Source organism: Pseudomonas sp. KCJK9058, assembly GCF_046230975.1.
GTDB classification, from domain to species: Bacteria; Pseudomonadota; Gammaproteobacteria; order Pseudomonadales; family Pseudomonadaceae; genus Aquipseudomonas; species Aquipseudomonas alloputida.
In genome coordinates this window covers 45,280-56,936 of sequence record NZ_JBJJLR010000004.1, presented here as the reverse complement: position 1 = coordinate 56,936, position 11,657 = coordinate 45,280, and the positions used below count along the sequence as shown (strand labels likewise).

11 protein-coding genes and 1 riboswitch are annotated in these 11,657 nt (G+C 63.2%); of the genes, 3 read left to right on the top strand and 8 right to left on the bottom strand.

Annotated elements, in window-relative coordinates; translation table 11 throughout:
• Positions 1-33: 33 nt before the first annotated feature.
• The 4 genes from ACK59Z_RS04170 to ACK59Z_RS04155 all read right to left on the bottom strand — a co-directional run bounded on the left by ACK59Z_RS04170 (position 34) and on the right by ACK59Z_RS04155 (position 2,830).
• The gene (locus ACK59Z_RS04170; RefSeq protein ID WP_003249484.1) at positions 34-642 is read right to left on the bottom strand and encodes a YqiA/YcfP family alpha/beta fold hydrolase; all 609 of its coding nucleotides are present in this window, start codon (positions 640-642) and stop codon (positions 34-36) included.
• A gap of 241 nt (positions 643-883) precedes the next feature.
• A complete protein-coding gene (gene cpdA, locus ACK59Z_RS04165) occupies positions 884-1,684 on the bottom strand; it encodes a 3',5'-cyclic-AMP phosphodiesterase (protein ID WP_409292466.1) in 801 nt (266 codons plus the stop codon).
• Between the two features lie 85 nt (positions 1,685-1,769).
• Positions 1,770-2,222: a DUF1249 domain-containing protein gene (locus tag ACK59Z_RS04160; protein ID WP_003249480.1), complete on the bottom strand. Its 453-nt coding sequence runs from the start codon at positions 2,220-2,222 to the stop codon at positions 1,770-1,772.
• A complete protein-coding gene (locus ACK59Z_RS04155; RefSeq protein WP_003249478.1) occupies positions 2,213-2,830 on the bottom strand; it encodes an NUDIX domain-containing protein in 618 nt (205 codons plus the stop codon). Before ACK59Z_RS04155 ends, ACK59Z_RS04160 begins: the two co-directional genes overlap by 10 nt.
• 185 nt (positions 2,831-3,015) lie before the next feature.
• Between ACK59Z_RS04155 and ACK59Z_RS04150 the strand changes: the two genes are divergently transcribed.
• A complete protein-coding gene (locus ACK59Z_RS04150) occupies positions 3,016-3,762 on the top strand; it encodes an RsiV family protein (protein WP_003249476.1) in 747 nt (248 codons plus the stop codon).
• Here ACK59Z_RS04150 and cytX read toward each other — a convergent pair.
• Both cytX and thiC read right to left on the bottom strand, forming a co-directional pair.
• Complete coding sequence (gene cytX, locus ACK59Z_RS04145) at positions 3,731-5,014, bottom strand: putative hydroxymethylpyrimidine transporter CytX (protein WP_003249474.1); 1,284 nt, start codon at positions 5,012-5,014, stop codon at positions 3,731-3,733. The genes ACK59Z_RS04150 and cytX overlap by 32 nt on opposite strands.
• A 165-nt stretch (positions 5,015-5,179) precedes the next feature.
• Positions 5,180-7,060 carry a phosphomethylpyrimidine synthase ThiC gene (gene thiC / locus ACK59Z_RS04140; RefSeq protein WP_003249473.1) on the bottom strand — a complete coding sequence of 627 codons (1,881 nt, stop codon included), beginning with the start codon at positions 7,058-7,060 and terminating at the stop codon, positions 5,180-5,182.
• 153 nt (positions 7,061-7,213) lie between these two features.
• Positions 7,214-7,320, bottom strand: a riboswitch (TPP riboswitch).
• Positions 7,321-7,480: 160 nt separating this feature from the next.
• On the opposite strand from thiC, the gene ACK59Z_RS04135 reads away from it, so the two are divergent.
• Positions 7,481-8,914 carry a TolC family outer membrane protein gene (locus tag ACK59Z_RS04135; RefSeq protein WP_003249472.1) on the top strand — a complete coding sequence of 478 codons (1,434 nt, stop codon included), beginning with the start codon at positions 7,481-7,483 and terminating at the stop codon, positions 8,912-8,914.
• 114 nt (positions 8,915-9,028) lie between these two features.
• Here ACK59Z_RS04135 and waaA read toward each other — a convergent pair whose 3' ends face one another.
• Positions 9,029-10,300 carry a lipid IV(A) 3-deoxy-D-manno-octulosonic acid transferase gene (gene waaA, locus ACK59Z_RS04130; RefSeq protein WP_003249462.1) on the bottom strand — a complete coding sequence of 424 codons (1,272 nt, stop codon included), beginning with the start codon at positions 10,298-10,300 and terminating at the stop codon, positions 9,029-9,031.
• A gap of 11 nt (positions 10,301-10,311) precedes the next feature.
• Complete coding sequence (locus ACK59Z_RS04125; protein ID WP_003249460.1) at positions 10,312-11,202, bottom strand: LysR family transcriptional regulator; 891 nt, start codon at positions 11,200-11,202, stop codon at positions 10,312-10,314.
• An 86-nt stretch (positions 11,203-11,288) separates the two neighbouring features.
• Here ACK59Z_RS04125 and ACK59Z_RS04120 point away from each other — a divergent pair, with 86 nt between their 5' ends.
• The gene (locus tag ACK59Z_RS04120; protein WP_004577390.1) at positions 11,289-11,621 is read left to right on the top strand and encodes a multidrug efflux SMR transporter; all 333 of its coding nucleotides are present in this window, start codon (positions 11,289-11,291) and stop codon (positions 11,619-11,621) included.
• Positions 11,622-11,657 lie beyond the last annotated feature (36 nt).

Below are 11,657 nucleotides of genomic sequence, written 5' to 3'. Positions count from 1 at the left end.
GGTCTCGTCGTCAGTCTGGTGAATGCAAAAAAGTCAAAATACAGAAAAATCGAGCGCCGCATACTGCCCACGGGCAATGCCGGCGAAGGCCAGCAGTGCCGGCAGGCGCTCGGCGAAGCCCTGGAAGCTGTGGTCGCCACCGGCCTGGATACGCAGGGCACAAGCACGGTAATAGCGCTCGGCGTGGCGATAGTCCAGGGTTTCATCGGCGGTCTGCAGCCACACTTGATAGCGGTCGGCATCGGCCGGGGCCGCGACTTCCAGTTCGGCCAGGGCCTGAACGTGATCGTGGGTCAGCTCCCAGGTTTCACCGCTGTAATGGTTGCGCTGGGTGCCCAGGTAACCGTCGAAATGCTTGTGCGGGGTTACCGCCGGGTTGACCAGAAGGGCCTTGAGGCCATGGCGCTCGGCCAGATGGGTGGCATAGTAGCCGCCGAGCGAACTGCCCACCAGCAGTGGCGCACCCAGTTCGGCGATGGCCGCTTCGAGCTGGACCATGGCTTGCCGTGGGTGGTGGTGCAGGGCCGGCACTCGCAGCTGGTCGGCCAGGCCGAGCTGCTGCATGACTGCCTCCAGCTGACGCGCCTTGGTCGAAAGCGGCGAGCTGTTGAAGCCATGGATATAGAGGATGGAACCCGACATGCTGCCCCCGGAATCTGTGGCTTCGCGCCTGATAATGCGGGCGCAGGGACGCGCAGTGTAGCGCGTTCGCCGGGTTTTGGCGCCGCACAGGGGTTTTAGCAACACATTCTTCAACAGCTTTGAGAGTGCCGGGGGCGCTTTGCGCCCCTATCGCGACACAAGGCCGCTCCCACAGGGGTACGCGATCTCCTGTGGGAGCGGCCTTGTGTCGCGATAGGGCTGCGCAGCAGCCCCAAAATCATCAATAGCCAGGGCTATCGAAGTCGAGCTGCACCTCGAAATCCAGCGCCCGCTCCACCCCGGTTTCCAGCCGCCCGTCGGCATGCAGGCGCAACCAGCGGTACCCCGGATGCTCTTCGCTCACCTGAAAGTCTTCGCTGCGCGCCGCGAACTGAATGCAGGTCGACGGCGTGGCCAGCAGGCGCCGCCCCCCTCGGACCTCATCCCATTCCTGATGCACATGCCCCCATAGCAAAGCCCGTACCTGTGGATATCCTTCAACGATATCGAACAGCGCCTGGACATTGCGCAAACCGATCGGCGCGATCCAGGCGCAGCCGATGTCCACCGGCTGATGGTGGAAGCACACCAGGCAATGCCGCTCGCCAGCCTCTTTCAAGGCGGCTTCCAGCACGGCCAGCTGGTCATCTTGCAGAAACCCGTGGGTAGCACCGTGCACGGCGGTGTTGAGCATGACCACCCGCCACGCGCCGATATCAGTCACCGCCTGCACCAGTTCCGGCGCCACCTGCGCCATCACCTGAGCCTCGTCATGGTTGCCCGGCAGCCAGCGCGTGGGCACGGCAAACGGTGCGGTCAGCTCACGAAACGCTTCATAGGATGCCACGCTGGCATCCTGGGACAGGTCGCCCGTGCACAGCAGCAAGTCGACAAGCGGCTGCTCACGCCGCACCTGGGCCACCACGTGGCGCAGGCTGTCTCGGGTCTTGAGGCCCAGCATGCTGCCAGCCGGGTCGGCGAACAGGTGGGCATCGGTCAGTTGCACCACATGCACGGGGCGGGATTGGTCTGGCGGCGACAACGGCCATCTCCTCGAATGGATTCAGCGGGAATTATGGCTGTGCGACGGTGACGAGCAAACACCCGCAACCGACTTACGTCACAATTCAGCGAACACTTGCCAGCTCGTGGCCGCAGGCCAGGCAGTGGCTGAGCCATTCACCCAGGAACAGGTTGAGCTGGGCCTTTTCGTCCGGCTGGTGCATGGCATCGTTCGGATACGGGTAGATGCTGCGCAGGCGCCGGGTGTGTTCGGCGCTGACCACTTCGGCCATGCGCGCATCGTGATACACCTGCACTTCCAGGTGTGGCACTGGCAACCAAGGCAGGCTGTGTTCCTGGCGCACATGCAGGGTGGTGGTGTACGGGCAGGCCAGCACCACGTCGAGCACCAGCACGCCAAGCATCTGGTCACCCTGGGTCATGCCGATGCGGCGCGAGCTCTGGGTGGTGCGCATGTCGGGCAACAAGCGCATCAGCCGGGCGTAGTTGGCCTCGCAGGCTGCCTGCAGCCCGACCAGGTCGACTCGATAGCGCTCGCGCAGCAGGTTCACTTCCACATACCTCTTACTTCGTCACGGTTCAGCGCCAGCCATTGCAGGCCAATGATGGTGGCCGCATTGCAGATGCGCCCGTCGCGCACCGCCTGCAGGGCATCCTCGAACGCCCACACGCGTACGCGAATGTCTTCGCCCTCTTCCTCCAGGCCATGCAGCCCTCCCGCGCCCTCGCTGCTGCAACGGCCGAGGAACAGGTGAACGTATTCGTCACTGCCGCCGGGCGACGGGAAGTAGCGGGTCATCGGCCACAGGGCGCTGAACGTCAGGCCTGCTTCTTCTTCAGCCTCGCGATGGGCGACTTCCTCGGGCTGCTCGTCTTTGTCGATCAACCCGGCAACCATCTCGATCAGCCAGGGGTTGGCGACCTTGTCCAGTGCGCCCACGCGGAACTGTTCGATCAGCACCACTTCATCGCGCGCAGGGTCGTACGGCAGCACGCATACCGCATCGTGGCGCACAAACAGCTCGCGACTGATCTCGCGCCCCATGCCCCCGGCAAATAGCTCGTGGCGCAGGCGTAACTTGTCGAGCTTGTAAAAGCCCTGGAAGCAATTGGCCCGCTCGATGATTTCGAAGCCCTTGGGCACAGCGTTCAACGCGTCTGACATGGAAATCCTCATTACCTCAAATACTGCTTCGCGCCATCCTACTCCGCACGCCTGTTGGTTTCACCCCTTTCCAGCAACCGCTGGCGCACTCGGGACAGCAGCCCTTCACTCTGTTAGCTTAGTGGCGAACTGAAGGCCGCGCAGACGGTCAAAGGCCGACTTTTCCCTGTTCTGCAAGGATCATCATGACACTTGTCAAACTGACTTCCGTGGCCGTGCTGGCACTCGCTCTGGGCGCCTGCCAGAGCCTGTTCACGCCCAACTACCGGGCCCCGCTCGAGGTCAAGCGCGACGCCTGGGAGCATGTCAAACCCGGCTGCAGCGAGAGCGACTGCCCGCTGGTGAACATCGACATGATCCACTTCCCGGCCCTGCCCAAGCTCGACGGCATCGTCGAAAAACGCCTGCTGCAACTGACCGAAGACAATCAGCATGGCACCGCACCAGCCACCCTGCAGGCCTACGAACAGCAATATCTGGCCAGTGCCGACAAACGTAACAGCAGCTACTTGCAAGCCAAGGTACGCGAGCAGCATGACGGGCTGGTGATCATCGAGTTGTCCAGCTACCTGGACAGCGGTGGCGCCCACGGCATGCCCGGGCGCGGCTTCATCAACTATTCACGCAAACTGGACAAGGTGCTGACCCTGCAGGACATGCTGGTGCCCGGCCAGGAAGACACCTTCTGGAAAACCGTCGAAGAATCGCACCGTGCCTGGCTGATGAGCGTGGGAATGGACAAGGATGCCGAGTTCGTCAAGACCTGGCCGTTCAAGAAATCGCCGCACGTCGCCCTGACGTACGGCGCGGTAGTGGTCAAGTACGAGGTCTATGCCATCGCGCCCTATTCCATGGGCCACGTGGAACTGAAGATCCCCTACCCGCGCCTGAATGGCGTACTCAAGCCTGAACTGTTTCCCGGCCGCGGCTGAGGCTTAGCAGCCCATGCAGCACACCTGCCAGCAGCAATGCGGGCAGGGTAGCGCCCAGTTCCGGCGCCTTGGCGGCAATCAGGTGATAGGCCACCGCCCCGGCAAACCAGGCCACCAACGCCTGCCAGTGCAAGCCATTGACCTGCGCTGGCAGACGGCGTCGACGGACCACGTAGTGGTCCATCAGCACCACGCCGAACAGCGGTGCGAACACCGAGCCGATCAGCAACAGGAAGTTTTCGTACTGTGCCAGTGGCGCCAACAGGGCGATCAGGGTGCACAACACGCCGATGGCCAGCGCCAGGTGCTCGACCTTCAGCGGTAGCAGCACACCGGTGGAAACCGCCGCCGAGTGGATGTCGGCGAAGGCCTTTTCCGACTCGTCCAGCAGAATAAGCAGCAGCGGAATCCCCATGCCGGCGCCTGCCAGGGCCAGCAGCAGGGCATTGACTTCGCCACTGGCGGCGAACGCCAGCGTGTACGCCACGCCCAGGCTCATCAGCCAGGTGTTGCCGATGAAGTAGCCAACGACCGTGCCGCCGAACACATGCTTGCCATTGCGGGCAAAGCGCGAGTAGTCAGCGATCAGCGGCAGCCAGGACAGCGGCATGGCGATGACGATATCGAAGCCAACCGCCAGCGACATCGAACCATCCCCGGCACGGTTCCACAGTTCGGCCAGGTCGGCCTTGGCGAACAGGTTCCAGGTCAGCCACAGGCAAGCGCCCAGCAACAACCAGATGCCCCAGGCGCGCAGCACCTTGCGCACGAAGGCCAGTGGCCCGCTGACGGCCAGCAGGGTGGCCAGGGCACCGAAGCACAGCGTCCAGAGCATGGGGCTGTTCCAGGCACTGTCCTCACCGAACGCCCGCGCACCCAGCAAGCTGGCAGCATCGCGCATGACGATGATCTCGAAAGCGCCCCAACCCACCAGTTGCAGCAAGTTGAGCAGCGCCGGCAAGCGCGCGCCATGGCTGCCCAGGCTGAGTTTCAGGGTGCCCATGGCGGACAGGCCGGTGTCGCTGCCGATAACCCCCGCCGCACCCAGCAACAGCACACCGACACCGGTGCCCAGGGCGATGGCCAGCACGGCGCCAGCAAGGCCCAGGCCTGGCGCCAGCATGGCGCCGACCTGCAGCACCATCAGGCCGATGCCGAGGGAAAACCACAGTGAAAACAGGTCGCGAGCACCGAAGATGCGCTGCTGGATGGGGATTGGATGGTCGGGAGAGAACTGGCTGGGTGATGTCATGGTTGGCGCTCGCCGGCAATATTGTTGGTGTTCCTGGCGAGGACTTCGTCCTCGTATCGCGACGCAAGGCCGCTCCCACAAAAACCACGCAGGCTTCGAGGCTTGCGCGGTCCTTGTGGGAGCGGCCTTGCGTCGCGAAAGGGCCGCAAAGCGGCCCCAGCGTGCTTAGACTTTGTGGTACAGCTGGCTGCCTTCCTGGCGAAACCGCTCGGCCTGCTCGCGCATGCCTTGCTCGACCGTCACATCCACGGCCTCGATCTTGGCAGCGTACTCACGCACTTCCTGGGTGATCTTCATCGAGCAGAACTTCGGCCCGCACATCGAGCAGAAGTGCGCGACCTTGGCCGATTCCTTCGGCAGGGTCTCGTCGTGGAAAGCGCGGGCGGTGTCCGGGTCGAGGCCCAGGTTGAACTGGTCTTCCCAACGGAACTCGAAACGCGCCTTGGACAAGGCGTTGTCGCGAATCTGTGCACCCGGGTGGCCCTTGGCAAGGTCGGCGGCATGCGCGGCGATCTTATAGGTGATGATGCCGGTCTTGACGTCGTCCTTGTTCGGCAGGCCCAGGTGCTCCTTCGGCGTGACGTAGCAGAGCATGGCGCAACCGAACCAGCCGATCATCGCCGCACCAATGCCCGAGGTGATGTGGTCGTAACCCGGCGCGATGTCGGTGGTCAGTGGGCCGAGGGTGTAGAACGGCGCCTCGTCGCAGCACTCCAGCTGCTTGTCCATGTTCTCTTTGATCAATTGCATCGGCACGTGGCCGGGGCCTTCGATCATGCATTGCACGTCGTGCTTCCAGGCAATCTTGGTCAGCTCGCCGAGGGTTTCCAGCTCACCGAATTGCGCGGCGTCGTTGGCGTCGGCAATCGAGCCAGGGCGCAGGCCGTCGCCCAGCGAGAAGCTGACGTCGTAGGCCTTCATGATTTCGCAGATTTCGTCGAAGTGGGTGTACAGGAAGTTTTCCTTGTGGTGCGCCAGGCACCACTTGGCCATGATCGAGCCACCGCGGCTGACGATGCCGGTGACGCGCTTGGCGGTCAGGGGCACATAGCGCAGCAACACACCGGCGTGAATGGTGAAGTAGTCCACGCCCTGTTCGGCCTGCTCGATCAGGGTGTCGCGGAACAGTTCCCAGGTCAGGTCCTCTGCCACGCCGTTGACCTTTTCCAGGGCCTGGTAGATCGGCACGGTACCGATCGGCACCGGCGAGTTGCGAATGATCCACTCGCGGGTTTCGTGGATGTGCTTGCCGGTGGACAGGTCCATGACCGTGTCCGATCCCCAGCGGATGCCCCAGGTCAGCTTGGCCACCTCTTCCTCGATCGAGGAACCCAGGGCGCTGTTGCCGATGTTGCCGTTGATCTTCACCAGGAAGTTGCGGCCGATGATCATCGGTTCTACTTCCGGGTGGTTGATGTTGGCCGGAATGATCGCGCGGCCACGGGCGATTTCCTGGCGAACGAATTCAGGGGTAATTTCTTTCGGGATGTTGGCACCGAAGCTGTGGCCGGCATGTTGCTCATTCAGCAGGCCGGCGGCGCGGGCCTCCTGCAGCTTCATGTTCTCGCGGATGGCCACGTATTCCATTTCGGCAGTGATAATGCCCTGACGGGCATAGTGCATCTGCGAGACGTTGGCGCCGGCCTTGGCACGACGCGGGTTGCGCACATGGGCGAAACGCAGCTTGGCCAGCTCTGCATCGTTCAGGCGCTGCTGACCGAAGTCGGAGCTCAGGCCTTCCAGGCGCTCGGTGTCACCGCGGGCTTCGATCCACGCCGAACGCACATCGGCCAGGCCTTTGCGCACGTCGATGATCACGTCGGGGTCGGTGTACGGGCCAGACGTGTCATACACCAGCACCGGGGCGTTGGACTCGCCGCCGAAATCGGTCGGGGTGTCATCCAGGCTGATTTCACGCATGGGGACGCGGATGTCCGGGCGCGAGCCTTCGACATACACCTTGCGCGAACGCGGGAAGGGTTGCACGGACTGCTGATCGACTTGTGCCGATTCGCTGAGGTTGATCGCTTTTTCTTGTTTGGTCATCACAGGCTCTCCTGACGGCTTCCTAGCAGTGGAATGTCGGGGTGAACCTGAAACGCGCGGACGCACCCTCTTTGGGTGCAGTGCCGGACATGGGGGTGCCTGAAGCTGTAGCAGCTGTGACAATCCCGGACCTGGCACAAGAGGCTCCCCGGGAAGGCGAGCAATCTTGTTCCCTACGCAGGCGCTAACCTGATCAGGTTCAACGGGATCCGCACCTCTGCGATCTCAGCCTTTGCTTCAAGGCACCCCGACAAGAACATGCGCAGTCTAGACTGGAGTGGTCAGCAAAGCCAAGCAGGTAAATGCGCGGATGATGAAAGGCACACCGAGCGATTGTTGCCGGGTGCGCATGGCACTACACTGGCCCATCGCTCGATACTCAACAGTTCAGTAATTAAATTTCGTACAAGGATTGCCTCTATGCTGCGCAAACTCTCACTGGCGATAGCCGTGTCTTGTGCGTCCAACGGAGTGGTCTGGGCAGCGGACGTGCCTTCGACAGTCAAAACCGACCTGGTCAGCGTCTACCAGGAAGCAGTGGACAACAACGCTGACCTGGCTGCAGCACGCGCCGATTACGGGGCACGCCGCGAAGTGGTGCCGCAGGCCCGCGCCGGGTTGCTGCCAAACCTGTCGGCCGGTGCCGAGATGATGAACACCCGCACCAAGCTGGACGAGCCGTCCATGACGTCCAATCGCAGCGGCAACGCCTGGAGCGCGACCCTGGCTCAGCCGATCTTCCGCGCTGATCGCTGGTTCCAGTTGCAAGCCGCCGAAGCAGTCAACGAACAGGCAGCACTGGAGCTGTCGGCGACCGAGCAAAACCTGATCCTGCAAACCGCGCAAAACTACTTCGCCGTCCTCCGCGCCCAGGACAACCTGGCCGCCACCAAGGCAGAAGAAGCGGCCTTCAAGCGCCAGCTGGATCAGTCCAACGAGCGTTTCGACGTGGGCCTTTCGGACAAGACCGACGTGCTGCAATCCCAAGCCAGTTATGACACTGCACGGGCCAACCGGATCATCGCCGAACGCCAGGTGCAGGATGCCTTCGAGGCCCTGGTAACCCTGACCAACCGTGAGTACACCTCTATCCAGGGCGTGGTGCATAGCCTGCCGGTACAAGTGCCAACGCCCAACGATGCCAAAGCCTGGGTCGAAACCGCCGGGCGCCAGAACCTCAACCTGCTGGCCACCAACTACGCGGTTTCTGCCGCAGAAGAGACCCTGCGTCAGCGCAAGGCTGGGCATGCACCGACACTGGACGCCGTGGCCAAGTACCAGAAGGGTGACAACGACAGCCTTGGCTTCACCAACCCATCGCAACTGGGGGTGCGCTACAGCGGCGACGTCGAGCAGACCAGCGTTGGCCTGCAACTGAACATACCGATCTACAGCGGCGGCCTGACCAGCTCGCAGGTACGCGAGGCTTACCAGCGCCTGAGCCAGAGCGAGCAACAGCGTGAAAGCCTGCGCCGCCAGGTCGTGGAAAACACCCGCAACCTGCACCGCGCAGTGAACACCGATGTGGAACAGGTACAGGCGCGCAAGCAGTCGATCATTTCCAACCAGAGCGCGCTGGAAGCCACCGAAATCGGCTACCAGGTCGGTACCCGCAACATCGTCGACGTGCTTGATGCCCAGCGCCAGCTGTACACCTCGGTGCGCGACTACAACAATAGCCGTTACGACTACATCCTCGACAACCTGAGCCTGAAGCAGGCAGCCGGCACCCTGAGCCCGCAAGACCTGCAGGACCTGAAGCGCTACCTGAAACCTGACTACAACCCGGACAAGGACTTCCTGCCACCGGACCTGGCGGCAGCAGCGGCCAAGAACTTCGAGCGCAGGCCTTGAGGTAGGGGCTGGACCATTCGCGGGCTCGCCCGCTCCCACAGGGATAGCGCAGCCCTCGAGCCATGCATCCATCCTGTGGGAGCGGGCGAGACCGCGAAGGAGCCAATGCAAAAATCAGCGGATAAGCGCCCCCAGCCCCTCGAGCAATCGCTGCAGCGCCCCCTGATTGGCCCGCATCACCGCCCTGCCCGCCTCGCCCATGCGCTGGGCGTCCTGCGGCAGTTCCACCAGACGGCGCACCGCACCGGCCAGCCCGTCAGCATCATCCACCTGCTGCAACGCACCCGCCTCGCGCAGCATCGCGCTGATTTCGAGGAAGTTGAACACATGCGGCCCCATGAGCACCGGCAAGGCCAGCGCCGCAGGCTCCAACGGATTGTGCCCACCGGTCGGCACCAGGCTGCCACCGACGAAGGCAATGTCGGCCAGGGCATACAGGAACAGCAGTTCGCCCATGGTGTCGCCCAGCAATACCCGCGTTTGCGCATCGACCAGCGTGCCGGCAGAGCGGCGTACGGTGGTGAACTGCTCGCTGCACAGCGCATGCACTGCATTGAAGCGCTCGGGGTGGCGCGGCACCAGGATCAGCAAGGCATCGCCATGCACCTGCAACAACTGCCGATGCGCCTGCAGGATCAAGGCATCTTCCCCTTCATGGGTGCTGGCGGCGATCCACACAGGGCGCTGGCCGCCCCCCCACTGTTCACGCAATGCCCTGGCGCGCGGCAGCAGCTGTTCGTCGATCGTCAGGTCGAACTTGATCGAACCGGTGACTTGCACGCGCTCAGGGCGTGCACCCAGGTCACGGAAGCGCTGGGCCTCGGTTTCGGTCTGCACGGCAATCAGGCTCATCTCGGCCAGCATTGGCCGGGTAAGCCTGGCAAAGCGCCCATAGCCACGGGCCGAGCGCTCGGACAAGCGCGCATTGGCCAGCGCCACCGGAATTCCGCGCCTGGCACACTGGTGAATGTGGTTGGGCCAAAGCTCGGTTTCCATGATGATGCCCAGCTTAGGCTGCACATGATCGAGAAAACGCCCCGCCGCCCAAGGCAGGTCGTAGGGCAGGTAGCAATGCTGCACGCGTGGTTCGTTAGCGAACAGGGCGCGAATGCGTTCAGAGCCGGTAGGGGTCATGCAGGTCAGTGTGATCGGCAGCTCCGGGTAAGCCTTGAGCAAGGCACGCACCATGGGTGCGGCGGCAATGCTCTCGCCCACCGATACCGCATGCACCCAGATACCACCCTGGCGCATGGCCGGCAGCTTGAAAGCAAAGCGCTCGCCGATGCGCTGGCCATAGGCCGGCGCCTTGCGCGCGCGCAGGTACAGGCGCAGCGCAACCAGCGGCAGGCCCAGGTGAAACAGCAAGGTATAGAGAGTTCTGTTCATGGCGGCTAAGTCTACCCGATCGCGCGAAGGTGCACTGCAAAGCGCTCGGCCAGCCACTGCGCGGCCGGGCCCAGAGGTTCATCGCGGCGCCAGGCCAGCTCTGCCACCAAGGCCGGCGGCCGCCAGTCGCTGTCCAGTTCGACCATGTGCGCCTGGTAGGTCGGGTACTGCACCACATGCCGGGGTAACCAGGCCCAGCCCAGGCCGCGCATCAGCAGTTCGGCCATGGCGTAGAAACTGTCGGCACGCCATACCTGCGGGCTGATCGCCTCGCCGCCGGGGTAACCGCTTTGTTGTGGCGTGATCAGCAACTGCCGGTGGCGGGCCAATTGTTGGCGGGTGACCCGGCCTTCGCCCGCCAGCGGGTGGCCGACCGCGCACACCGTGACCATCTCCACGCTGCCCAAGGCACGGCGCTCCAAGGAAGCCGGGATGCTTTCGTGGAGGAAGAACAGGCCCAGATCGGCGCGCCGCTCCACCAGCTTGCGCGCCACATCGCCCTGGGCTCCGCTGGCCAGTTGCACCTCCAGGAACGGGTAGCGACTAGCCAGTTCGTCGAGGCTGTCGATCACCGGCTGATACGGCATGGCTTCGTCCTGCGCGACCCGCAGCAAGGCCTCCTGCCCGCGCATCAGGGCCAGGGCGCGGCCATCCAGGCGTTCGCACTGGCGTAACAATTCGCGGGCGTCTTCCAGCAAGGCGCTGCCGTTTTCAGTCAATTTCGGTTGCCGGCCGCTGCTGCGCTCGAACAGGGTGACCCCTAGGTCGGTTTCGAGCAGCGCGATGGCACTGCTGATCGCCGACTGGGCTTTGTGCTGCTCACGTGCCACCGCGGAGAACGAGCGCAGTTCTGCAACGCGCAAAAAGGTACGCAATTGTTCAAGGTTCCACTGCTCGGCCATCAACCTATCTCCCACATTGATAGGTAATGACTTTACCCCATCCAGGCAACGTCTAGAATGCCCGCTCAGTAACGGAGGATCCCGCCATGAATGCCTACACCTACCTCGCCATTGCCATCTGCGCCGAAGTCATCGCCACCGCCTCGATGAAAGCGGTGAAAGGCCTGAGCACGCCGTTGCCACTGCTGCTGATGGTGGTTGGCTATGGCATTGCGTTCTGGATGCTGACGCTGGTAGTCCGCAGCATTCCGGTGGGGATTGCCTACGCCATCTGGTCGGGCCTGGGGATTGTGCTGATCAGTGTGGCGGCGCTGGTGATCTATGGGCAGAAGCTGGATATGCCGGCAATGCTTGGCATGGCCATGATCGTGGGTGGTGTGGTGGTGATTCAGCTGTTCTCGAAGACCGCTGGGCATTGAGAGCCCGTGTGCGGGGTTCGCCGACGATAGGGCCAT